Source organism: Terriglobus aquaticus, from assembly GCF_025685415.1.
In the GTDB taxonomy this organism is placed as follows: Bacteria; Acidobacteriota; Terriglobia; order Terriglobales; family Acidobacteriaceae; genus Terriglobus; species Terriglobus aquaticus.
The window spans coordinates 2,546,593-2,570,368 of record NZ_JAGSYB010000001.1 but is presented as its reverse complement, the minus strand read 5'-3'; the positions used below and the strand labels follow the sequence as shown (position 1 = coordinate 2,570,368).

Below are 23,776 nucleotides of genomic sequence, written 5' to 3'. Positions count from 1 at the left end.
TGAACGAAAGAAAGGGCCGGGATTTCTCCCGGCCCTTTCTGTTGATGCACTATGTTAGCGCTTACGCGTTGGCGGTTTCCGGCTGTTCGGCGCTGGCGGCCTGCTTGGCTGCAGCGGCCTTACGGTCCGCCACGTTCTCGCCCAGCTCGGCTGCCACCTTCTCCGTGGAGTACGCCTCGATCATGTCGCCCACGCGAATGTCGCGGAAGCCCAGATCGATACCGCACTCCATGCCGCTGGTCACTTCGCGGACGTCGTCCTTGAAGCGCTTCAGGTTCTGCAGCTTGCCCTTCCACAGTTCCTGACCGTCGCGGGTCACGCGGACCTGTGCGTTGCGCGGGATCACGCCGTCGCGAACCACCGAGCCGGCAATCTGGCCGACCTTGGTGATCTTGAAGACGTTCAGCACTTCGGCGCGGCCCAGGTAGTTCTCGCGGAAAACTGGTTCCAGCAACCCGAACATGGCCTTGGTGATCTCGTCCTGCAGCTCGTAAATAATCGAGTGCAGACGAATCTCCACGTTGTCCTGGTCGGCCAGTTCCTGCGCCTTCCGTTCCGGACGGACGTTGAAGCCGATGACCACGGCGTTCGACGCTGCGGCCAGCAGGATGTCGGATTCCGTAATGGCGCCGACGCCCGAGTGCAGCACGCGAACGCGTACCTTGTCAGTCGACATGCGCTGCAGCGAGTCCTCCAGCACCTGCACCGAACCCTGCACATCGCCCTTCAGGATGATGTTGAGGTCCTTCACGCCAGCCGTACGGATCTGCTCGGCCAAGCCTTCCAGCGATGCGCGGCTGGACTTAGCAAGCTGTGCCTCACGCTCCTTCAGCGTGCGGTAGCGAGCCACTTCCTTAGCGCGGTCGCGGTCGGCCATCACGATGAACGTGTCGCCTGCGTCGGGGATCGATTCCAGACCCAGGATCTCGACCGGTGTGGACGGACCCGCGACATCGATCGCGCGGCCACGGTCATCGAACATGGCGCGGATCTTGCCAAAGGTGTTGCCCACCAGGTAGCTGTCACCCGTCTTCAGGGTTCCGTTCTGCACCAGGATGGATGCCACCGCACCGCGGCCGCGATCCAGCTTGGCTTCAATCACGGTACCGACTGCCGGACGCTCCGGAATTGCCTTCTGCTGGTTCGTATCGGCGACCAGGCAGATCATCTCTTCCAGGCCGTCCAGGTTGGTCCGCTGCTTCGCCGAAACCTGCACAAACGGTGTGTCGCCGCCCCAGGAGTCAGGCTGCAGACCACGCTCGGCCATCTGCTGCATGATCTTGTCGGGGTTGGCGCCCGGCTTGTCGATCTTGTTCACCGCCACAATGATCGGCACCTTGGCCGCGCGAGCGTGGTCGATGGCTTCGATCGTCTGCGGCATCACGCCGTCGTCCGCCGCAACCACGATCACGACAATGTCGGTGACCTTGGCGCCGCGCGCACGCATACGGGTAAACGCCTCGTGACCCGGGGTATCCAGGAAGACGATCTCGCGGCCAAAGGCAGGTGAATCCGGCTTCTGGACGTGCACCTTGTAGGCACCGATGTGCTGCGTGATGCCACCGGCTTCGCCGCCAGCCACATCCGTCGAGCGGATCGCGTCCAGCAGGGAGGTCTTGCCGTGGTCGACGTGGCCCATGACGGTAACAACCGGCGGACGCACAATCTCGACCATGCCGCTGGTGTCTTCCAGCAGACCTTCGATCGCTTCGTTTTCGATCGTCTCTTCGACGGTCTGGATTTGCGCGTCGGCGCCGTAGGCGGCGGCAACCTGCTTCACCAGCTCATTGTCGAGCGACTGGTTGACGGTCACGAACACACCGCGCATCAGCAGCATCGCGATCAGGTCCTTGCCGCGCAGGTCCAGCTTCTCGGCCAGGTCCTTCACGGTAATGCCCTCGGTCACGGTGATGACGCGGGTGATCGGCACCTCGCCCATGGGGACCTGCGCTCCGCCGAAACGCGACGGCGGCGCGAAGCCCTTCATTGGGCCTTCTTTGCTCTTTTCGTAACGCTTCTTGTTGGCCGCGCCCTTGCGAGCCGCCGGACGCATGCCGGGCTTGGCTGCACCAGGCGCGCCCTCAGGAGCCAGACCGCCAGGACCACCGGGACGCGCACCAAAGCCAGGGCGTCCACCAGGACCGCCAAAGCCAGGACGCGCACCGAAGCCGGGACGTCCACCGGGTCCGCCAGCAGGCGGTCCGCCCGGGTAGGAGCGGGTCGGGTGCATGGGACGGCGAGCGCCAGGTCCACCGGGTCCGCCAGGACCACCAGGTCCAGCGCCGAATCCGGGGCGGGGTCCAAAACCAGGACGTCCGCCAGGTCCGCCCGGCGCACCAGGGCCACCCGGCCGCTGGAAGATGGGACGGCGTGGCGGCTGGCCGGGAGTCGGCGGTGGAGCGGAATACGTAGGCCGCGGACCGGTCTGCGGCATGATCACGCGGCGGACCGGAGGAGCGGGTTCAGCCGGTGCAGCGGCTTCCACCACGGGTGGTGCTGCTGGAGCTACGGGCGCCGCGGGAGCAGCCGCAGACTGTGCTGCCGCTGGGGGCTGCGCGGCGGTTCCAGCCGGGGTTGCCGGCGGACGCGCCACGACCACACCCTGCGGGGGCGGTGTGCTGCTGGCAATGGCCGGGCGATCGCCGGCGGGCTGGCCAGGACGCACTGCCGGTCGGACCACCACCGCAGGCGCCTGACGTGCCTGCGGAACAATGCGCCGGGCGGGGTCGCTGGGAGCATCCGGTGTGCGCGGCTGAGCAATGCGCAAGGTCGGCATGACCGGCGTCGCACGAGGATTGCGCGGGGGCAGGGGAGTCGATGCGGGTGGCGGAACCGGGCGGGGAGCTGCGGGCGCCGCAACCGCCGCCGGTGTGGCCGGAGCTGCGGGGCGAGCCACTACGGGCTGTGCCGGGGGCGTGACGACCGGACGTGCTGCAGCCACCGAAGCAGGCGTGATGACACGAGGTGCGGGCGGCGGCGTAACCACGGCACGGGCAGCCGGCGCGGCAGGCTGGGCCGCCGCTGGCGCCGGGCGTTCCGGTGCAACAGGCGCCGATGCTGCCGGCGGAGGCGTGACCACCGGGCGTGGCGGCGCGGCGGTACGGGCCGCTGTTGCGGCTGCCTGTTCGGCCTGCCTGCGCTCCAGGATGGCGCGGGCAATATCACCGGGCTTGGTCGCGTTCTTCAGATCTACCCGCGGCCGGGCGTCGGCAGTGGAGGCTCCGCCACTGCGGGCGGCACCGCGGCCACCGGTCAGCAATGACCGGACCTTTGCGGCTTCGTCGTCCTCGATGGACGAACTGTGCGTCTTTTTCTCTGTGACTCCGACTGCTGCAAGCGCGTCAAGAATTTCCTTGCTCTTGACCTCAAGCTCGCGCGCCAGATCGTTGACTCTAACTTTGCTCAATCGGCCCTCGTGTTCCTCAGTTGCGCTATCTGCTCATACAAGCCTCGGGAAAGGAGTTGTTGTGCAGAGCGCGTTTGTTCTGCTCTTCCATTATGGCGTGAAAGCCCGTTTTCCGGGCTTTCACGCAGTGAATTGCGTTCAGGAGGCGTCCTTGGCTAACCAAGGGGCTCATCCCGGTCGATCGTTTCGCTTCCGGTCTCGCCAGCCTGCACGGCCAGGTCGTCCGTCATGTCGTTATTCATCTCGATCTGCGCCTCGCGGATGTCGGCGTCGTTGCCGAAGGCATCCAGTTGGCTCAGGCGGTCTTCGCGCAGCACGGCATCGTCGATCGATCCGACTTCCACCGGCTCGTCCGCGTAGATGGCCTGCTCGGCCAGCACCTGTTCGGGTGTCTTGCTCATGGAACTCTCCTTCGTCAGGTCGCCTTCTTCCGCTCCCGGCTCGTTTGCGTCATCGGCCAATCGCAGAACTTCGCCTGCCTCCGTACCGTCCCCTTCTGACGCGGGATCGTACGGCTTGCCATCTTCTTCGGTGGGAGCAGTGTGGGCGACTGAAGAATCAGATGCCGTATTGTTCTCCAAAGACGCTGCAAGCTCGCTGACGGGCTTTTCCGGCCGCGCTTCGCCCTCTTCGTACTGGCCGAAGTAGTGCCGCACGGCAACGGCGATCCGCTCCACCGACTTGTCACCGATGCCCGGAACCTCGCCCAGCTCTTCCTCGGTCATGTCCGCCAGGTGCTCCACGGTGGTGATGCCGGCAGCGATCAGCTTCTCCAGCACCTGGTCGCCCAGTTCCGTCACCTGTTCGATCGGCGTCTGCGGCGTGCCTTCCAGCGCGCGCATCGCCTGCTCCACTTCCTGCCGCTTTTCTTCCTCAGACTTGATGTCGATCTTCCATCCCAGCAGCTTGGCCGCCAGGCGGACGTTCTGACCCTTCTTGCCGATGGCGAGCGAAAGCTGGGTGTCGTCAACGATCACCTCGAGCTGCTTCTCGTTCAGATCGGTGATCGACACACGAGCCACCTTGGCCGGCTGCAACGCCTTCTCGGCAAAGGTGGTGATCTCTTCCGAATACTCGATGATGTCGATCTTTTCGCCGCGCAGTTCGCGGATGATCGACTGCACGCGCATGCCCTTCATACCGACGCAGGCGCCGACCGGATCGACGTCCTTGTCGCGCGAGACCACGGCGATCTTGGTGCGCTCGCCCGCCTCACGCGCAATCGCGCGGATGGCGACGGTGCCGTCGTAAATCTCTGGAACTTCGCTCTGGAACAGCGTCTGCACCAGCGCCGGCGCAGCGCGGCTAACGATTACCTGCGGTCCCTTTGCGGCGCGGTCCACGCGCAGCAGGACGACCCGAACGCGCTCGCCCACGCTGAACTGCTCCAGGCGGCTCTGCTCGCGCTTTGGCATGCGAGCCTCGGCCTTGCCGATGTCAAAGATCAGGTCCATCGGTTCCACGCGCTTCACCGTCGCGTTCAGAACTTCGCCCACGCGATGCGCGTACTCGTTGAACACGGTGTCGCGCTCGGCCTCGCGCACCTTCTGGAAGATGACCTGCTTGGCCATCTGCGCCGCGATGCGGCCCAGCGGGGAGGTGTCGCGGTAGAAGCGCAGCTCTGAGCCGATCTCGACTTCGCCGGCCATTTCGCGAGCCTCTTCCAGCGTCAGCTGATTGTCCTCGTCCAGCGGCTCTTCTTCGGTCGGCTCCACGACGGTTTTGTACTCGTACGCGCGAATCTCGCCGGTTTCCTTGTCAAACTCACCGCGCATGTTGGTCGCGGTCTTGTAATACTTGCGCGTCGCCAGCGCGATCGCGTCTTCCACGGCGCCCACGACGATCTCCGGGTCGATGCCCTTGTCGCGGCTCATAGTCTCAATTGCCTGGTACAGTGCACTTGCCATTTGCTGGGTAACTCCTGCTTGGTTGTTTCGGCGTGCGGTTTAGAACTCCGCAACGAGCTGCGCGCGTTCAATGTCGCGCAGCGGGATTTCTACGATTTCGGGTGCCGGTTCGGCACCTTTCTTCCTTTTGCCCTTGGCTTTCACGGCAGAGAGGTCCAGCGTGACCGTGTCGTTGGCAAAACTCATGCGACCGGTCAGCTTCTTGGACCCGTGTACCGGCTGAAAGGTGCGGACCTCCGCCAGAAAGCCGGAGAAGCGCTCGTAATCAGCCGTCCGGTACAGCTTGCGCTCCACGCCGGGCGAACTCACCTCCAGCGTGTATTCCGCGGTTCCGGGAATCAGGTCCTCCACGTCCAGTACCGTGCCGAAGTCCTGGGCAAACGTGGCGCAATCCTCGTGGGTCACGCCGCTCAGCGCCTCCACGGGGACACCGCTGGGCAGACCCGACGCATCCTCGGCGGCTTTGCGCTTCAGTTCCTCGCGGCCGGCTGCGTCTTTCTCCACGTACACGCGCAGCGCGCGCTGTTTGCCGGCACCGGTGAACTCCACATCCACAATTTCCAGGCCGTGCCGGCTCGCAATTCGCTCTGCCAGCGAACGAACCGCTTCGATCGAAACTGCCAACTCCGTGCCTCCCTGTGTGCGTTCGCCCCTGCTTTTGGAGCAAAGAAAAGGCGGGCTCTCGCCCACCCAGTTGCTTCGCCCGGCATTGGTCTGGCCGCGACGGAGAACTTTGCTAACCTTCCTATCCTAAGCCACAACGCCCGGCACTGCAAGAGATCGCCGCGGCGACTTGTGACTCTGTTCCCGCGCCACTACACTAGACGGGCAGCCGGAACAGACTTTTCCGGCCCGGTCTCGTCCCACACACAAGACCATAGATAGAGACCGCAGTGGTGTGTCCGCGTCCCGCTGCGGGGAGGGTTTCTTGCGTCGCGTTTGGCTCCTTGTATGTGCACTCGTGTTGGTCATGCCGCTCAGCTTCGGCGTCGCCGGATGCGGCAGTTCGTCCGGCGGCAGTGCCGGTAACCTGTGCCCCGGCTACAACCCTGGCGGCACGGTGGTCGGCCAGCCCACAACGGTTCTTCTGCAGCCCTACACCACGGGCCTCAGCCTGAACACCGGCCAGAACACCAACCTCTCCACGCCGACCGCCACCGATTGCACCGGCGCGACCGTTTCGTTGAGCAAGATCGTCTACAGCGTCGACTCCACCTCGGCCAACGCTCACCTGATCGACATCAATCCGAGCACCGGCAACATCTGCGCTGGCACCTGGAACCGCAACAGCCCTGGCGGCGTGCCCGACTACAGCACCTGCATGCCGACTGGCGTTTCCGGCGTGGGCAAGGTGACCGCTACCGCGGGCGGCGCCGGCAGCAACGCCGTGCAGGTGTACGTTCACCCCGTCATCACCAACATCGAGATCGGCGCCGCCTCCACGGATTGTGTCAACGACCCGGCCAGCAACTGTGCACAGTACGCCGCTGGACTGCCTGCCGTGGCCACGACCAGCGCGTACAACCCAAACGACTGCCTTTCCTTTGGCGGAAGTGCGCAGCTTGTGACTCGCTTCTACAAGGGACCAAAATCCGGAACCATCCCGGACCCGAACAACGTGACCTACGACGCCGGCCTGCCGGTCTTCACCTTGCAGACCGCCCAGATCGGCACGTTTGACGCGAACAACCGCGGCATCTTCCTTGCCAGCGCGCCCGGATCGTCCGTCGTAACCGCCTCCCTGGGAAGCGGCGCCGGCAGCATCACCTCCAACGCCGGGTTCGTCTCGGTGTGTGCGCCGCAGTCCATCACGATCAACACTCCCAACGCGGTCAACGGCACGGTCAACGTCAACGTCAGCAACAACGAACCGATCACGGCGACGGTGCTCGACACCAAGAACGTCCAGATCACGGGCCTGACGCTGACTTATATTTCGACCTCGCCCATCTCCACGCCGGTGTCGTCCAGCGGCATCGTGCCCCTGTTCGCCGGCGGATCCAACATCACCGCCCTGTGTCTGCCGCCCACCTGCAATCCGGCGCCGCTGGCCCAGATCGGGCGCTATCCGAATGGCGCGCAATCGGGCAACGGTAAGCCGGTCAGTTCCAACCAGATCGTGGTCAGCACCCCTGGTGTGACCAGCTCCCTCATCTGGGCGGCCAGCACCGACTCGCTCTATCTCCTGCCCATCGATCTAACGGCCGGCTCGGTACCGGCGCCCACGAAGCTGCCTTACCAGCCCAACAGCATGGTGCTTACGCAGGACGGCGGGACCATCTACCTGGGTTCCAACACCGGCCTGATGACGTACAGCACGGGTACCAACAGCGTGACCGCCACCAACCTGGCGATTCAAGGCACTGCGCTCGCGGTGTCGCCCACCGGCACGGAACTGATCGTCAGCGATCCGGTGCGTCAGCTCATCTACGTTTACACGCCGGCCAACTCCAGCATCGCCACTTCATTTGGCGGCGTTGCCAGCCGCGCAGCATGGACGCAGGACGGAACCACGGCGTACGTCGTTACGACGGACGGCCGCCTCTTGGTCTACAACACCAACACGAGCTGGCACAGCTACGACCTGTCCCGCCTGGGATCGCTGAATGACGTGATCACCGCGGTTCCGGTTGTTGGTGCATTCGTGGGAGCACAGACCGCTATCGACGGCCGCTCCTATTGCCCGAACACCACTACCGCCACCACGGACTTCTACCCGGAGGCGTCGAATACCACCGTCTCCGCAGCCGTAGCTGACCGCCTGGCCGCGACCAACGACGGCAAGCACGTGCTCGACGTTCGCTTGGCAACCGCCAACGGCAACCCCGTGATGAACGACGTCGTGCTCGGCAACGGTGCCGGCCTGCCAACGGGCGCCTGCCCCGCCAACGGCACCCAGCCCACCTTTACCACCACGGTGAACACCGCGGCATTCAGCGGCGTACAGGCTGGCACGGTCACCGGCGTCTATCCGGCTTCGGACTCGTCCATCGCCTTTGTGACCAACACGGCGGCGACCGGCGCAACCAGCACCGGAGCCACCCTCGGGGCATATCGCCCGGCACTCAACGGTGCAGGCACGACCAGCAGCGTCACCCTTGCAAAGGGAGCTACCGCGGCGGTTGCGGGAGCGTTCTCCAGCGACAACCGTTTCTTCTTCGCGGGCACGTCCGGCGACAACCTGATTCACTTCATCACAGTCTCGTCGCTGACGGACACCCGGCAGATCACCCCCAACCTGCCGCTGGCCGCCAACCCCAACCTGACCGCAACACCCAACCTGATCGTCTCCCGCCCGCGTACGTCGCTCAACGGGCAGTAGGAAGTCGGCAGCAACAGCAAAGGCCCGCTTCGGCGGGCCTTTTGCATTGCTCTTCTTGAAAAAGAAGGAAGCTATCCCAGACGCATCTTCAGCACGTCCCGGCCCACCGCGTCCAGCACGCCGTTCAGGAACGTAATGCTCTCGGGTGCGGCGTAGCGGCGCGCGATCTCGAGCGCTTCGTTGATCACGATCGGGTGTGGCGTCGCTCGAAAGCCGAGCATCTCCGCCACCGCCATGCGCAATACGTTGCGGTCCACCGCTGCCATGCGGGCGAGGCGCCAGTTCTGCGCGTGCTTCTCGATCAGCTCATCCACCTCATCGGAACGCTCGGTGGCCACGCGGAACAGGTCTTCCGCGAACTCGCGCGTGTCCGGCTCCACGGTCTGCTTTCCGTTCTCGTCTTCGCGGCTCTTCCAGAACACTCGGCGCACTTCCAGCGGCTGCTGCTTGCCCATGTCCGCCTGGTACAGCATCTGCATCGCGATCTCTCGCGCTTTTCGGCGTTCCCCGGCCATTAGCTTCCTGCCTCTTCCACAATCGCATCCGCCTCAGCCGCGGCCCCTGTCGTCGCCTGTGCCACTACGGGCAGATCGCCGGCCACCTGCAACTGCTCATTCACCTCGCGGGCCGCGCTGACACCGCTGCCCAGGTGGTGGCCGGCATCGCCCAGCTTCTTCGCGATGCTTACCATCTCAATCGCTGCGACGGCTGCCTCAAATCCCTTGTTGCCGGCCTTCACACCGGCGCGGTTCAGCGCCTGCTCCAGCGTTTCGCAGGTCAGCACGCCAAATGCGTGCGGCACGCCCGTGTCCTGCTGCGACTGCCCAATGCCACGCGCCGCTTCGTTGTAGATCGCCTCGTAGTGCGCGGTCTCTCCACGCAGAAGGCAGCCCAGCGTAATGACCGCGTCGAAGGAACGCGTTCCATCCGCGCGGCGCGCATCGGCCAGCATGCGCGCAGCGTTCGGAATCTCCCACGCTCCTGGCACGCGCACGATCTGCACATCCGCCAGCTTGCCGCCGGAGCGCAGAATCGCATCGAGCGAACCCTGCAGCAGGCGATCCGTGATCACCGCGTTCCAGCGCGCCACAACGATGCCGAACCGCATGCCCGCCGCGCTCAGGTCGCCCTCCAGGGCGATTGGGCGACCGGCCAGAACGTCGTTCCGCTCCCAGAAGCCGAAGGTAGTGCCGGCAATCTCTGCCGTAAACAGGCGCGACTTCCAGTGTGTGTCCGCAATCTCGCCGACGACTTGCGGCAGGTCCTCTGACCGGACCTCCGCAGCCGCCCAGCGCTTCACGATGCCGTGCACCAGGTCCAACTGAGTAACTTCCACCAGCAGTTCCGGCACGGCGGGCAGGCGCCCGGTCACAAACTCCACATTCGCCAGCGGTGCCAGGAACGCGGCACCCTTGCCCGTGCCATCATCCCAGCCTTTGCCCGGTTCAAACCCCAATTCGGCAAACAGGGACGCTGCCCGCTGCCACGCGGCGGCAGAGCTGGCGGCCCGCACCGTGGTCACACCCTTGATCATGTCCTGATTCTACTTGGCCGGCCTGCGCCACCCGCGATTTCCGCCGTCCTTTGCCGCTTTGCGGCCAGTATCCCGCTGCCGCGCCGCGCTATCCTGATACGGTGCGTCTGCTCGCTTTTTCCCTTCTCTCCCTCCCGCTGTGTGTCACGCTCGCCGGCTGCAAGAGCACACCCGCCGATGTCGCCGCCGCTAACCTGGAGCGCTCGCACCAGGTGGACCGCGCCCGTCAGGATCTGCAGCAGATCCCGCCGCCCAGCAAGGCGCTCTATCTGAACGTGCAGCGCCTCGAGGATTGGCACAACCCGTCGCTCACCGTGCAGGAGAAGATGATCTCCATCCATGTGACGGAGCCAGACGCGAACCCGTCGGACCTGGGCAAGGGCACCATGCTGCGGCCTGAGGCAGCCCGCCAGCAGGTGCTGAACGTCGACGCCAAGGACCTGCCCCAGGCGCTGAATGCCATCCCGAAAGAGGCGTGGCCCTACGGCCGTGTCGTCGCCATTGAAGAAGCTCGTGACGCCCCGGCCAGCGCCCGCCCACAGCTTCGTCGCAACATCGAGTCGGCCCTGGATACGCTGACCAGCATCGGCGTGGTCGCCGACGAGTGGTCGGAAAACCGGCCCGTCGGCAACCGCTAAGGCTTCAGGCGCTGCTTACCGCAGCAGCGCCGAAACCGCCCACAGCACCGGTGCCTGCCCGTGGAAGTCGCCAGTGATGCGCTTGCGCAACAGGTAGTATTCCAGATCGTTCTTCTTGCCCGTGCCCTCGCACACGCTGGTGATGTTGCTGTTCTGGTCGATGTATCCGGCCAGGGCAATCCAGCCGCGTCGCGCGGGCGGGCCGTAGGTCGCGGCATCCAGCCAGCCGTTCTTCACGCCCGTGATCATGGCAAACGTGAACATGGCGCTGGACGAGCTCTCCGGCCATGACTCCGGCTTGTCGATCAACTGCCGCCACATGCCGTCCTGCCCCTGGTACTTCACCAATGCCGCCATCATGGTGCGATAGCCCTGCAGGATGCGCGCCCGCTGCGGATGGCCCTCCGGCAGCTCGCGCAGCATCTCGGCCATGCCGGCCGCGACCCAGCCATCGCCGCGTCCCCAGAAGAACGGCACATCATCCGCGTGCCAGAACAGCCCGTTCGGCTTCTGCAGCTTGTCCAGGTAGGCGACCATTTCCTTTGCGTCACGGTCCAGGTACTTCTGCTCGTGCGTGGCGCGGTATGCCTCCAGCTGCAGCATGGTCAGCATGTACATGTCGTCGATCCAGTAGCGCGTCTCGGCGGAGAAGCCGTCGGGCTGCGGGTTCTCCCATTGCCGGTCGGCCCAGAACAGGCCTTCTTTCTGGAACTTGGGATCGTGCGTCTCAATCGCAATCTCCAGCGGAACGATGCCGAAGATGCTGTCGTCCACATGGTGCCGCTGCGGAATGCGCGCAGCCTCGGCACCGCCGGGCTCCAGCGGCTCGTACTTGTGGATCAGCGCGGTGCGCAGGGCATCGTCGTGCGTCAGCGTCGCGTATGTCAGGGCACCATACCAGGTCACCGCTTCCGAGTAGTGGATCGTCGGACCGTACTGGTGCGGCGACGTGACGAAGTGCTCCGCAACGCGCTTGCCGACGGCAGCGGGGTCATAGCCCTGCGGCCAGTTGGTGAAGTATTGCGACGCTTGCTGCTGCGCCAACAGGGGCGCAGCGACCACGCTCAGGGCGGCAAAAACGATTCGATGAAAACGCATGCGTGCCATCGTAAGCGCTAACGCAGACGGGTGTCATCCGGAAGATGACACCCGTCTGCAACGGCTAAGGCTCGTGTCTTACATGCTGAACGTGATGACCTGCACGGTCAGCGGCGGCAGGGTGTGTTGCAGGTTGCCGTTTACGCCCTTGAGCACGCTGTGGACCGGAACGATGCGCCGCGGATCGGTGATGGAGTTCGTCTCCGCCTGGGTTGCGGCCGAGAGCGTTTCTACCTGCGCCTCGCGGGCCAGCTTCGCGCCGTTGATCTGCAACTGCACCGGCTGCGGTGTGGTGGTGCCGTTCACCAGCTTCAGGAAGATCTTGCCCTTGGCGGCGTCGGTTGTCACCGAGTAAAAGACGCGGTCGCTGCCGCCCGACTTCTGTGATTCCGGCACATCGGTTCCCAGGTATTGCGAGAACAGCGCCTGCGCGTAGTACGACGGCGCGCCATAGCTCGTCATCGCGTCGTAGCCGATCAGATCGCCCGACCACTGCATGCCGCCCGGGTTCACGTTGACGAACAGGGGAGCATAGCTCGCCATCACAATCAGGTCGCTGTTGCGTTCCATGCTGGTCATAAACGCCGCGTCTCCCAGCATGGCACCGGCGTTGGTGGTGGGGCTGCCTTCGCGCGTCGCCCACTCGCCCACGAAGATCTTGGGACCGTTGCGATCCATGGTGTCGTAATGGTTCAGCATCGCGTAGAACTCGCCCGACTGCTTGTAGTAGTGATCGTCGATCACGTCGGGGGTCATGCTCTTCACCGGTGTGGTCGCAATCAACTGCAACTGCGGATACGCCTGCTTGATCGCTCCGTAGAACTGCTTGTATCGACCGTCATAGCTGCCGGAGCGGTCGAACTCGTCTTCATTGCCGATCTCGACATAGTGCAGCGGGAACGGCTTCGGATGGCCAAGCTGGGTGCGGATCGCGCCCCACTTCGTGTTCTGGTCGCCGGTAACGAACTCGATCTCGTCCAGCGCGTCGTCCACATAAGGCTTCAGCGCGGCACCGGCATTGATGTGCGCACCCTTGAGCGAGTAGCCGGCGTACACCGCCAGGACCGGCTCAATGTTCAGGTCCTCGGTCCACTCTAGGAACTCCAGCAAACCCATGCCGTCGGTCGAGGTGTAGTTCCACGGGCTGCGATGCGTGGGCCGGTTCTGCAGCGGACCGAGCGTCGCCTTCCAGTTGAAGCGCTCTTCCGGTACGTCGCCTTCCAGGTAGTTGCCGCCGGGCATGCGCAGGAAGTGCGGATGCATTCCGGCCAGCATGTCCATCAAGTCCGCGCGATTGCCGTTGGCGCGGTTCTTATATGTGGGCGGAAATAGCGAGGGCAGTTGCAGGTCGACCGTGCCGGGCGACGTCAGCGTGAACTGCAGGTGGTTCTGCGAACCTACCGATCCTGCGGGCAGCTTGTCCGTCTTCAGAACGTATTGGTACTGCTTCCAGTCGCCGTTCAACTGCTGAGTCGTGGTGGTCGCCAGCACTTTTCCGGTATTGTCGTTCACCAGCGAAACCGTGAGCACACCGGGCGTTCCGTCAACCACGTGCGCGAAAATCGATCCGGTATAGGTGGTGTCGGGGCGCACCGCCATGCCCCAGTAGCCATCGTTGCGGATACCCGCGGGATTCTGTGCATCGGCTGCGCTTACCGTCAGGTGCAGGCTGCTCGGCAGGTCAACCGTGGGTCCGTCGGTGCGGCTGCCTTCAAACCTGGCGCGCCCGGTGCCCTGTTCTACCAGCGTCCAGTGCTCAAAGCCTGACCAGTCATGCTCAAAGGTGCGGTTGCGCACCATTTCTGCATACAGGCCGCCGTCGTAGGAATAGTTGATCTCCTCGGTCATTAGGCCGTAGAGCATCGGGCTGACCTTGTGCAGCGGCTTGTCCGCCTGGATCGTGATGGTGGCGGGTGCCTGCTGGGCAAAAGCAGCGGCAGCGACGAAAGATCCAAGCGAGAGAGCGGCGCAGCAAAGCGGAGAGAAACGCATGGCGCCTATTGTGCGCGGTCGGCCCGTAATTAGGCAATGAGGATCGCGGTCACCGCTTGGCCAGCGACTTCGCCGGGTTCAGCAGGGCGCTGTCGGCAAAGCGGCGTGTTCCCAGCGCGACCAGCAGTTCCACCATCAGCGTCAGGCCGCGACGCCCCTCGCGGCTGCCCACGCGCTTGAACAACTGCCAAAGGCTGGCGGGCTCCTCCGGCCGCGGCTTCGACGCGGTGGACAGCGCCGCCGCGATGCAGCTCATCGTCTCCGGTTCGATCGCCGTGAGCATCTTGCCCATGGAGATCAGGTTGCGCATCGCGTCGATGCTCTCCTGCTTCGCTGCCCCGGCCGACAGGTGCTCGAACACCACATCCTTGTGCTTCACCATGCCGTGCAGCAGGTCCAGAATGCCTTCGTCGTGCGCCGCCTGGATCAGGTCATATCCGACCAGCAGAGCCTCGGCGTGTTCCATTGGCGCGGCATCGAGCCGCTTGCGCAAACCTTCGCGCGGGTCCAGGGGCTTGGGCGTGAACGGAACTGGAATGGCCATATCTGCTCGTTTCTTTCTCTGTTTCTGGGCTTCAGGTCTGGGCGTCAGGTTCGCATCGGTCGCTGCTGTCAGCAACGAGCAGCTCACACCGTGTCCATCCGGATCTGCACCAGCCGGTCTCCCTGGCGTGTCCCCGGCAGGTAGTAGTCGGCGCGCTCCCACTTCTTCTCAACTGCGACCCCATATTGTGGAGTGCGCTGGCCGTTGCGGAAGTTTTCCGGCGATAGCGGTGAGCGCCCACGCTGCGAAAGCACACGCATGTTCACGCTCACCTCCTTGTATGCCGGCGTGTGCGTCGCCCGATCCACATGGGCGCCGGTCAGCCGGTTCACCGGCTGGTCCACGGAGTTCATCGGCATGTACAACTGCTTGCCTTCCACGCGGTCTGTCACCAGCACGTGCGCGCGAATCGTGCCCCACTTCGACTTCAGCTCCACCTTGCTGCCCGATTCGATACCGCGCTCCGCCGCCAGCTCTGGCGACACTTCCAGCCAGTTCAGCGGCGTGATCTGCTCGATGCCCGGCACGCGATAGGTCATCGCCCCTTGCTCAAAGTGCTCCAGCAAGCGGCCGTTGTTCAGGTGCAGGTCGAACTCATCGCTCGTCTCCTCCGACGGCGGCACCCAGCTTAGCGGGTAGAACTTCGCCTTGCCGTCGTCAAACGGGAAGCCGTCGGTGAACAGCAGCGGAGTATCCGTGCCGTCGATCGCAACGGGCCATTGCAGGCTCTTGAAGCCTTCCAGCCGCTCGTAATTCACGCCGGCAAACAGCGGCGTCAGCTTCGCAATCTCGTCCATGATTTCCGACGGGTGTGCGTAGTGCCACTCCGCGCCGAGCCGGTTTGCGATGAGTTGAATGATCTGCCAGTCGGGCAGGGAATCGCCCAGCGGATCGAGCGCGCGATACAGCCGCTGGATGCGCCGCTCTGTACTCACAAAGGTGCCGTCTTTTTCCAGCGAAGGCGAGGCCGGCAGAACGACATTCGCGAACTTCGCCGTCTCCGAGAAGCTGATGTCCTGCACAACGAGGAACTCCACCTCGCTCAGCGCCTGGCCAACATCGTTGGCATTGCCGTCGCTGGTAATGGTGTCTTCGCCCTTGATGTAGAGCGACCGCAACTCGCCCTTGTGAATGGCCTCCATCATCTCGTGGTTATCCAGGCCCTTTTTTACCGGCAGCGTCACGTCCCAGGCAGCTTCGAACTTGCCGCGCGCTTCGGGATCGTCCACGAACTGATACCCCGGGAAGTAGTTCGGCATAGACCCGAAATCGCTGGCGCCCTGCACGTTGTTATGACCGCGCAACGGGTAAGCACCGGTGCCGGGCTTACCGTAGTTGCCGGTCAGCAGCAGCAGGTTGCTGATGGCGGTCGACGTGTCCGACCCGCCGCAGTGCTGCGTCACGCCCATGGCCCACAGGATGCACGTGCCCTTCGCCTTGTGAATCTCCTCCGCGATCTGGATGAGGTGTTCGCGGCTCACGCCGGTTTCCCTCTCGGCGAACTCCAGCGTGAACGGCTCCAGGCTCTTCTTGTATTCCTCGAACTTGTTTACCCACTTCTCGACAAACGCGGCATCGTGCCAGCCCTGGTCGATGGTGTACTTGGCTACCGCGCTCAGCCAAACCAGGTCGGTGCTGGGGTTGGGCCGAATGAACAGGTCCGCGCGCTCCGCCATCTCGTGCTTGCGCAGGTCGCTCACAATCAGCCGTTGACCGCGCAGCTTATGCGAGCGCTTCACGCGCGTTGCGAGCACCGGGTGCGACTCCGACGTGTTGGTGCCGATGCCGATCACCAGGCCGGCCTTCTCGATGTCCGCGATCGACCCCGAATCGCCGCCGTACTTCACCGTGCGCGACAGCCCCATGGTTGCCGGCGTCTGGCAGTAGCGCGAGCAGTTGTCGATGTTGTTGGTCCCGATGACGGCGCGAGCCAGCTTCTGCATCAGGTAGCTCTCTTCGTTCGTGCACTTCGACGAAGCGATGAACGCCAGCGCATCCGGGCCGTGCTTTTCCTTGATTTCGCGGAAGGTCTTCTCGATCAGGTCCAGCGCCTCATCCCACGTCGCTTCCACAAACGTATCGCTGCCCGTCTTCGGGTCGTGCTTGCGGATCAACGGGGTGTGCAGCCGATTCGTGGCGTTCACATAGTCGTAGCCGAACTTGCCCTTCACGCAGGTGCTGATGCCGTTGGCCGGGCCGTGCTCGGGCTCGATCTTCAGGATGTGCCGGTCGCGCGTCCACACTTCAAAGCTGCAGCCAACACCGCAGTAGGTGCACACGGTCTTGGTGCGCTTCACGCGAGCCTCGCGCATCTTCGATTCCATGTCGCTGAGCGCGAGAATGGGGGGGTAGCCGGTCTCCGGCTCTACGCCCTTCACGACTTCGATCATGTCGTCCAGCGCCTTGACCGGCAGGTGGGTCAGGTAGCCGGCGTGGCCCAGCATCGACTTCTCCATGAGCGCGTTGCATGGACAGACGGTGACGCAGTGTCCGCAGCTAACGCACGACGATCCGGCAATCTGCTCGCCGCCGTCCCACAGCACGCGCGGATGCTTCATGGTCCAGTCGATGGTCAGAGTCTCATTTACCTGCACGTCCTGGCAGGCTTCCACGCAGCGACCGCACAGGATGCATTGGTCCGGGTCGTACCGGTAGAACGGATTCGAGTGGTCCTGCGGGTAGGGCTTGTGCTGGTACGGCCGCGCCTGGTGGATCAGGTTCATCTCGCCTACCGCGTTGTGCACGGTGCAGTTGCCGTTGTTGTTGTCGCACACGGTGCAGTACAGATCGTGGTTCTGCAGAATGCGGTCCATGCCTTCGTGCTGCGCGGCATAGGCGCGGGCAGATTCCGTGCTCACGCGCATGCCTGGGAAGACCTCCGTGGCGCAGGCGCGAACCAGCGATCCATCCACCTCCACCATGCATGTGTCACAGGTCTGGATGGGGCCAAGCTGGGAGTGATAACAAAGCTGCGGAACGCTGTGGTACTCGCCCGTGCCCTGCTCGATGGACGAGTCCGGCGAGAACGTCGGGTGGTCCTGCCGGGAGGAAGCACGCGGGTCGCCGACGATGGAGTCGAACTGCCGCGCAACGCGTTCGGCGGGTGACAGCCGCTGCTCGTCCTCGTGGTCCCCGGCATCGCGCAGCGTGTTGTTCGCCATGCCGGCGGCCCGGTTCAGCGCCTCGATCAGAAGTTCGCCTTCCGCGGCGGGCACAGTGCGTCCGTTGACCAGGATTTGGGTGGAGAGAGGACGTTCCAGGGACGTGTTCAGCAGGCGGTGTTCCAGCGGCATGGCAGGTAAGATGCCGGAAGTGCGATTCGTGCATCGCTGGGTTGCCGTCAGGGAGACCAGCGCAGGGCGATATGATCCTCCACGATGCAATCCGTATTGGCATCTCGGGCTGGCGCTATAAGCCCTGGCGCGGCGTCTTCTACCCGCCACGGCTGCCGCAGCGCCGTGAGCTGGAGTTTGCCGCGACGCATTTTAACTCGGTCGAGATCAACGGCACGTTCTACTCCATGCAGAGGCCGGAAAGCTTTCGGCGCTGGCATGCTGAAACCCCAGAAGGCTTCCTCTTCGCGATCAAAGGCGCTCGCTTCATTACGCACATGAAGAAGCTGCGCGGCGTAGAGCAGGGGTTGGCAAACTTCTTTGCACAGGGCGTACTCGCTCTTGGCAAGAAGCTAGGACCGGTGCTGTGGCAGCTCCCGCCGCAGCTTGCGTTCGACGCTGACCGGCTGGCCGGCTTCTTTGATCTGCTGCCACGCACGCACGCCGATGCCGCGGTGTTGGCGCACGATCACGCTCCGCGCTTCCAGGGCCGCTCCGTGGTCGAAGCCGAAGCGAAAGGCACGATCCGCCACTGCGTCGAAGTGCGCCATGGCAGCTTCGTCACGCCGGAGTTTGCCCGCTTGCTGCGCAAGCACCGCATCGGCCTGGTGGTGGCGGACACGGTCGAGTGGCCGCTGTTGTTCGATGTGACCGCAGACTTCATCTATTGCCGTCTGCACGGCTCGGAACAGCTCTACGTCTCCGGCTATGAGTCCGACGCGATCGACCGCTGGGGCGAACGCATCGTCGCCTGGTCACGCGGCCAGGAGGTGGCGGACGAAGCCGAAGGGTGCACGCCGCGCGGCATTCACTGCGCGCCCAAACACATTGCGCGCCCGGCAAGGGCGCGCGACGTGTATTGCTATTTCGACAACGATGCGAAGGTTCGCGCACCGTTCGACGCCATCGCTTTGCGCGATCGTGTCCGCGAACTTCAGGGCGCTACGCCGCGCGGTGACGACCGCCCAGCGCGGTAAGCGCCGCGATAGCGCGGTCCTGCCACGCCGTTAGTTCCTCTTCGCGCAGCGTGCGATCGTTGCTCTGGAAGACCATGCGCAGCAGCAGCGAATATTCCCCCGCGGGGATGCTCTTGCCCTTTGGATCGCGGAAGATCTCGACCGGCGCGATCGACAGCATCTCCGGGATTGCCAGACTGCGCAGCGCAGCGGCCACGTCGGCCCACTGCACGCGGTCGGCGAAGACAAACGACAGGTCGCGCTCGACCGCCTGGAAGCGCGAAGGCTCCACTGCTGCCGGATTGCGCAACGGATACGCGAAGAGCACCGGCACGTCCAGCTCGGCCAACACCACGGTCTCGCGCAGCTTGCGCGCGTCGCGCTCCGCCTGGCTCAGTTCACCGATGAAGCCCAGAGTGGCTTCGCCGAGCACGATGCGCGCCCCTCGGCCGGCTTCGATCCACTTCGGCAGTTCATCGCTGCTGAAGCGTGGCGTTGGCGTGACGAAGCGCGACAGCAGTTCTTCCAGCGTGCCCTTCACTTCGAAGAACAAGGCGTCCGCGGCATTGATCGTGCGTGTCGCTTCCGCGGCACCGTATGCGCCCAGCGCCAGCGCAGGAGCTTCGCTCACGCTTGCGGTCGATCCGGTGAAGACAGTGCCGTACTCGAACAGCCGTGCGCTGCGTACATCCCGATTAGTATTCAGCGCCAGCATCGAAACCATGCCCGGCAGCAGCGATGGCCGCAGCATACCCGCCTCGGCACTCAGCGGATTGCCCATGGGCACCGCGCTCGCGGTGGTGAACAGGGCGCTGTCTTCGGCGGAGGCAAACGTGCTGCTGATCGCTTCGGTGTAGCCGAGGGCAAGCAGCGTGCCGCGCACCTTGTCCTCGCGCGACGCGTGCGGCAGCGCAACCACGCCGCCGCTGAAGCTGGGCAATGTGTCGGCGAAGCCGTTGTAGCCGTAGACGCGGGCGATCTCCTCGATCAGGTCGATCTCGCGCTCCAGGTCCAGCCGCCAGCTTGGCAACGTCACTTCGAATGCATCGCCGTCCGGCGTGGGTCGCAGATGGCAGCCCAGCGCTTCCAAATACTGCTCGATCTTGTCCTCGGGAACTACATTGCCCGTCGGACCGCCTGCGAGCGTTGTGCCCAGCAGTTCCTGCGCGTGCACCACGCTGAGCAGCACTTGCGGCCGCCTGGTCGTGCGTGCTTCCCACTCGGGCACGGTCACGTCGGTCATTGCGCCTTCGGCGGCGCCGCCGCACGCGGCCAACACGGCGCGCGTCACCAGCCGGTTTGCCACAGCACACGCGCCCAGGTCAGCGCCGCGCTCGTACCGGTGCGATGCGTCCGTGTGCAGGCCATGCCGCCGCGAACTTGCACGGATTGCCGCCGGCGAGAACCACGCGGCTTCCACCAGGATGTTCTTCGTCGCCTCGGTCACGCGCGAGTCCCAGCCGCCCATCACGCCGGCCAGGCTCAACGCCTTGGTTTCATCCGCAATGACCAGGTCTTCGCTGGTCAGCGTCTTTTCGGAGCCGTCCAGCAGCTTCATGCGCTCACCGTCGTGCGCGCGCCGCACCACAATGCTGCCCTCGATCGTGTCCAGGTCGAACACGTGCGTGGGGTGCCCCATTGCCAGCCAGTTGTAGTTGGTCGCGTCCACGGCGTTGCTGATCGGCTTCTGCCCCAACGCAGCGAACCGCTCGGCTACCACGCCGGTCGACGCGCCTACCGTAACGCCGCGCACGACCTGCGCCGTGAAGCGGCCGCACAGGTCCTGTGCCTCAATGCGAACGGGATATCCGGCACCGCTGTCCGGCACTGCCGCCGTCACTCCTTCGGCACTCGCGACGCGACGGTCTTCCAGCGTCAGCAGCGGCACGCCATAGATCGCTGCAGCCTCGCGCGCAATGCCGTAGTGGTTCATCGCGTCAACCCGATTGGTGGTGATGTCCATCTCAAACAGATGGCCACCACTGGGCAGCTCGTGCACGCCTTCCACGGCGATGCCGCGCAGCGTCAGATCTTCGGCAAGCTGCCGGTCGCTCACTTCCAGCGCGGGCAGGTACTCGCGCAGCCAAGCCGATAAAACGTTCACAGTGTCGAGTCCTTACACAAACTGGGAGAGGAACCGCACATCGCCCGAGTAGAACTGGCCGATGTCGCCCACGCCGTACTTCATCATCGCGATGCGTTCCACGCCCATGCCAAAGGCAAAGCCACTGATGCCCGGCACGTCATACGCGGGCTCCAGGCCGTTCTCCACGCGTCGCGCATCGACCGCGGCAAACACGGCGGGATCGACCATGCCGCAGCCCAGCAGCTCGATCCATCCGCTGAACTTGCACTTGCGGCAGCCCTTCTGTCCGCAGAACGGGCACGAAATCTGCACGTCCGCGCTTGGCTCCGTGAACGGGAAGAAGGAAGGGAAGAAGCGCGTCTTCACGCTCGATCCGAAGAACGCCTTCATCGCGTAATCCAGCGTGCCCTTCAGATCACTGAAGGTGATGCCGCGATCGACACACAAGCCCTCCACCTGGTGGAAGATGGGCGAGTGCGTTGCGTCGCTCTCGTCGTTGCGGTGCACCTTGCCCGGGATGACCAACCGCAGCGGCGGATTGTTTGCCACCATGCTGCGAATCTGCACGGGCGAGGTGTGCGTGCGCATCAGGTAGCGCTCGCGCAACGGCTTGGATTCCTGGTCCGCGACGACCAGCGTGTCCTGCGTGTCGCGCGCCGGGTGGTTCGGCGGGAAGTTGAGCGCCTCAAAGTTGTAGAAGTCGGTCTCGACCTCTGGCCCGATGCCGACCGAGTACCCCAGCGCCGCAAATACCGCGGTCATCTCGCGCATGGTGCGCGTCAGCGGATGCTCCACACCGATGGCGCGGCGAATGCCGGGCAGGGAAAGATCAAGCGAGGACGCGCTCGTTCGGGCCGGCGCGACTTCAGCGTCCAACGCGGCCTCGATCTCGGCCTTGAGTTGGTTGAATCGCATGCCGATCGACTTCTTCTGGTCGGGCGGTGCGGACTTGAGCCAGGCGTCGCTTAGCGTCTTCAGCCGGCCCGACTTGCGGCCAAGCCAATCCAGCCGAAACTGCTCCTTGGCCTCGGGCGTGGTCAGCGCGCCAGCAGCGGCGCGAACTTCTTCTGTGAGCTTCGAAAACTCCAGGTCCAGCGAGTCGCCGCTGCCGGTAGTTTCTGCTGTGGATCCGTCAATCATCGTCGCGATTCAGGATACCTGACCCGGCTCCGCTGGCCGGTGAACCGTGGCGGCTTGCTCAGCTACAGCGCGGACCAAACGATTCCTACCGAGATTGCGCCCAGCAGCCAGCTTGTTCGGTCTGTGATCGCGTACACCACCGGATCTTCGTGCAGTTCACCGCGGCTGGCCAGCAGCCACACCCGGCACAGCCACAGGATCAGCACAGGTACCAAAAGCCATAGCCGCGAAGGATGTGCATACAGCACATCGGCCAGGCCGCTAATGTACATGGTCAGGACCACCACGCTCGCAAAGGCGCTGCTGGTCCCAAAGCTTCGCAACTGCTCGATGTCGGCGGTGCCGTATCCGCGGCCGGTGGCCTTCGTGCGATTGCTCGCCACCATCAACTCCAGCTCGCCAAAGCGCTTGACGAAGGCCAGCGAGAGAAAGAAGAAGATGGAAAAGGCCGCCAGCCACGCGGAAACGACAATGTTCGTCGCCGCCGACCCGGCCAGGATGCGGACGGTATACAGACCGCTCAGCACGATCACATCCACCAGCGCCAGCCGCTTCAGGTAGAACGAGTACGTCAGCGTGGTCACCGTGTACAGGGCGAGCCAACCCAGGAAGCGGTAGGGCTTCGCCAACACCTCGTGCACGCCCAGCGTGCCGGGCAAGGCGTGATAAATCACCGGCACCAGCAGCGCCAGCACCACCGCCACGACGAAGAAGACCGCCAGAACTGCCACCCCGGTAAACGGGGACAGGTCGCCCGCCGCAAACGGCCGGTTGCGCTTGCGCGGATGTCTGCGGTCCGCCTCGATATCCAGAAGATCGTTCAGGATATAGGTAGCGCTGGCGCAGAACGACAGCGCAAAGAAGGCCAGCACCGCCGCACCCACAACGTTGGCGCCGCGCTCGTGCGCCAGCAGCAACGGCAGGAAGACCAGCGTGTTCTTGGCCCACTGGTGGATGCGAATCGCCTTCAGCAATGCACTAACGGGCTTGCGCCTATCCAGGAACTCCCGGTGCGCCACCACCCGGTCCCGCCGCATGGCCGATCGCAGCTTGCCGTGCGGATTCGCCACCATGGGCTGGTGGCTCGCCTGCAGCAGGGTTCGGTCAGGGATAGCGTTGCCAATGTACGAGAAGCCCTCCGGAAACTGCGCCTGAAAGGCTGCCAGCTTGTTCTTACCGGCCAGGTTCAGCGTGCCGTCCGACGCCAGTACTCCGGTAAACAGGCCGATGTAATCCGCTACCTGCTGGGCAAATCCGATATCCGCCGCGGTGGCCAGGTATATGCGACGGCCCCGCGCATGCTCTTCGCGTAGAAACTGCAGAAGCGGCTGGTTATACGGCAGGTGCTCCACATCAACCACGGCGCGGCTGGTAATTTCGCGCTTGAACCCCGCCTTGCCCTGGCGCACCCAGGCTGCCCACGACAGCGGTGACCGGGGCTGCTGCCGCGCCAGCAGAAGGATGCTGTCGACCAGCGTGTCGCTCTTTACCAGAGTCCCGTCCAGGTCCACGCACAGCGGGACCTCGTGCCCTGCCGGCAAACCTTCCGGAACGGAGCCCGTATCTGCAACGTTCCTGTCTACTTGATCCAACATGCCGGCCGATCTCCGCTCTTTGTGCTCACGGGCATTATAAGGAGCCCTGGCGCATCCGCCGTGAACTGCCCTGCCTGCCATGGACTCTTTCCCGGGCAACGCCGCCCACTCCCGACCGGGGCCGGTACCCGGCGCACATTCGCCGAACGCGGGTGGGGCGAAACTCTGGCGCGGCTGAAACGTACAACTATATAGTTGCAAAAGCGTGCCGTCGTCTACGCGATGG

At 64.3% G+C, this 23,776-nt stretch carries 15 protein-coding genes; 3 read left to right on the top strand and 12 right to left on the bottom strand.

Annotation, left to right across the window (positions count from 1 at the left end):
* Window positions 1-61 precede the first annotated feature (61 nt).
* The 3 genes from infB to OHL12_RS10670 form a co-directional block, all read right to left on the bottom strand.
* A complete protein-coding gene (infB, locus tag OHL12_RS10680) occupies window positions 62-3,406 on the bottom strand; it encodes a translation initiation factor IF-2 (RefSeq protein ID WP_263413799.1) in 3,345 nt (1,114 codons plus the stop codon).
* 155 nt (window positions 3,407-3,561) lie between these two features.
* On the bottom strand, window positions 3,562-5,313 hold the full coding sequence (gene nusA, locus OHL12_RS10675) for a transcription termination factor NusA (RefSeq protein ID WP_263413798.1): 1,752 nt from the start codon (window positions 5,311-5,313) through the stop codon (window positions 3,562-3,564).
* 39 nt (window positions 5,314-5,352) lie between these two features.
* Window positions 5,353-5,937 carry a ribosome maturation factor RimP gene (locus OHL12_RS10670; protein WP_263413797.1) on the bottom strand — a complete coding sequence of 195 codons (585 nt, stop codon included), beginning with the start codon at window positions 5,935-5,937 and terminating at the stop codon, window positions 5,353-5,355.
* A 337-nt stretch (window positions 5,938-6,274) separates the two neighbouring features.
* Here OHL12_RS10670 and OHL12_RS10665 point away from each other — a divergent pair, with 337 nt between their 5' ends.
* Window positions 6,275-8,635 carry a hypothetical protein gene (locus OHL12_RS10665; RefSeq protein WP_263413796.1) on the top strand — a complete coding sequence of 787 codons (2,361 nt, stop codon included), beginning with the start codon at window positions 6,275-6,277 and terminating at the stop codon, window positions 8,633-8,635.
* A gap of 71 nt (window positions 8,636-8,706) precedes the next feature.
* Here OHL12_RS10665 and nusB read toward each other — a convergent pair whose 3' ends face one another.
* On the bottom strand, window positions 8,707-9,150 hold the full coding sequence (gene nusB / locus OHL12_RS10660; RefSeq protein WP_263413795.1) for a transcription antitermination factor NusB: 444 nt from the start codon (window positions 9,148-9,150) through the stop codon (window positions 8,707-8,709).
* Window positions 9,150-10,169, bottom strand: coding sequence for a 6,7-dimethyl-8-ribityllumazine synthase (ribH, locus tag OHL12_RS10655; RefSeq protein WP_263413794.1), 1,020 nt, complete (start codon window positions 10,167-10,169; stop codon window positions 9,150-9,152). The genes nusB and ribH overlap by 1 nt, the downstream gene beginning before the upstream one ends.
* Window positions 10,170-10,270: 101 nt before the next feature.
* On the opposite strand from ribH, the gene OHL12_RS10650 reads away from it, so the two are divergent.
* Window positions 10,271-10,807 (top strand): hypothetical protein, encoded by a 537-nt coding sequence (locus OHL12_RS10650; protein ID WP_263413793.1) that lies wholly within the window; start codon window positions 10,271-10,273, stop codon window positions 10,805-10,807.
* Between the two features lie 15 nt (window positions 10,808-10,822).
* On the opposite strand, the gene OHL12_RS10645 is transcribed toward OHL12_RS10650, so the two are convergent.
* The 4 genes from OHL12_RS10645 to fdhF all read right to left on the bottom strand — a co-directional run bounded on the left by OHL12_RS10645 (window position 10,823) and on the right by fdhF (window position 17,734).
* Complete coding sequence (locus tag OHL12_RS10645) at window positions 10,823-11,905, bottom strand: glycoside hydrolase family 88/105 protein (RefSeq protein ID WP_263413792.1); 1,083 nt, start codon at window positions 11,903-11,905, stop codon at window positions 10,823-10,825.
* 78 nt (window positions 11,906-11,983) lie between these two features.
* Window positions 11,984-13,897 (bottom strand): alpha-L-arabinofuranosidase C-terminal domain-containing protein, encoded by a 1,914-nt coding sequence (locus OHL12_RS10640; protein WP_263413791.1) that lies wholly within the window; start codon window positions 13,895-13,897, stop codon window positions 11,984-11,986.
* A gap of 49 nt (window positions 13,898-13,946) precedes the next feature.
* On the bottom strand, window positions 13,947-14,441 hold the full coding sequence (locus tag OHL12_RS10635) for a DUF1641 domain-containing protein (RefSeq protein ID WP_263413790.1): 495 nt from the start codon (window positions 14,439-14,441) through the stop codon (window positions 13,947-13,949).
* Window positions 14,442-14,524: 83 nt separating this feature from the next.
* Entirely contained in the window at window positions 14,525-17,734 is a 3,210-nt protein-coding gene (gene fdhF / locus OHL12_RS10630) for a formate dehydrogenase subunit alpha (protein ID WP_263413789.1), read from the bottom strand.
* A gap of 71 nt (window positions 17,735-17,805) precedes the next feature.
* Here fdhF and OHL12_RS10625 point away from each other — a divergent pair, with 71 nt between their 5' ends.
* On the top strand, window positions 17,806-18,750 hold the full coding sequence (locus tag OHL12_RS10625; RefSeq protein WP_263413788.1) for a DUF72 domain-containing protein: 945 nt from the start codon (window positions 17,806-17,808) through the stop codon (window positions 18,748-18,750).
* Here OHL12_RS10625 and pheT read toward each other — a convergent pair.
* From pheT to OHL12_RS10610, 3 genes are all read right to left on the bottom strand, one after another.
* Complete coding sequence (gene pheT, locus OHL12_RS10620; protein WP_263413787.1) at window positions 18,716-20,833, bottom strand: phenylalanine--tRNA ligase subunit beta; 2,118 nt, start codon at window positions 20,831-20,833, stop codon at window positions 18,716-18,718. The genes OHL12_RS10625 and pheT overlap by 35 nt on opposite strands.
* Before the next feature lie 12 nt (window positions 20,834-20,845).
* Window positions 20,846-21,955 carry a phenylalanine--tRNA ligase subunit alpha gene (gene pheS, locus OHL12_RS10615; RefSeq protein WP_263413786.1) on the bottom strand — a complete coding sequence of 370 codons (1,110 nt, stop codon included), beginning with the start codon at window positions 21,953-21,955 and terminating at the stop codon, window positions 20,846-20,848.
* 62 nt (window positions 21,956-22,017) lie between these two features.
* Window positions 22,018-23,550 carry a UbiA family prenyltransferase gene (locus OHL12_RS10610; RefSeq protein ID WP_263413785.1) on the bottom strand — a complete coding sequence of 511 codons (1,533 nt, stop codon included), beginning with the start codon at window positions 23,548-23,550 and terminating at the stop codon, window positions 22,018-22,020.
* Window positions 23,551-23,776: the final 226 nt, after the last annotated feature.

Coding starts and splice junctions, on each gene's coding strand:
- nusA (WP_263413798.1), bottom strand. CDS start 5,313: ATGGCAAGTGCACTGTACCAGGCAATTGAGACTATGAGCCGCGACAAG.
- nusB (WP_263413795.1), bottom strand. CDS start 9,150: ATGGCCGGGGAACGCCGAAAAGCGCGAGAGATCGCGATGCAGATGCTG.
- ribH (WP_263413794.1), bottom strand. CDS start 10,169: ATGATCAAGGGTGTGACCACGGTGCGGGCCGCCAGCTCTGCCGCCGCG.
- OHL12_RS10645 (WP_263413792.1), bottom strand. CDS start 11,905: ATGCGTTTTCATCGAATCGTTTTTGCCGCCCTGAGCGTGGTCGCTGCG.
- OHL12_RS10640 (WP_263413791.1), bottom strand. CDS start 13,897: ATGCGTTTCTCTCCGCTTTGCTGCGCCGCTCTCTCGCTTGGATCTTTC.
- OHL12_RS10635 (WP_263413790.1), bottom strand. CDS start 14,441: ATGGCCATTCCAGTTCCGTTCACGCCCAAGCCCCTGGACCCGCGCGAA.
- fdhF (WP_263413789.1), bottom strand. CDS start 17,734: ATGCCGCTGGAACACCGCCTGCTGAACACGTCCCTGGAACGTCCTCTC.
- OHL12_RS10625 (WP_263413788.1), top strand. CDS start 17,806: ATGATCCTCCACGATGCAATCCGTATTGGCATCTCGGGCTGGCGCTAT.
- pheS (WP_263413786.1), bottom strand. CDS start 21,955: ATGATTGACGGATCCACAGCAGAAACTACCGGCAGCGGCGACTCGCTG.
- OHL12_RS10610 (WP_263413785.1), bottom strand. CDS start 23,550: ATGTTGGATCAAGTAGACAGGAACGTTGCAGATACGGGCTCCGTTCCG.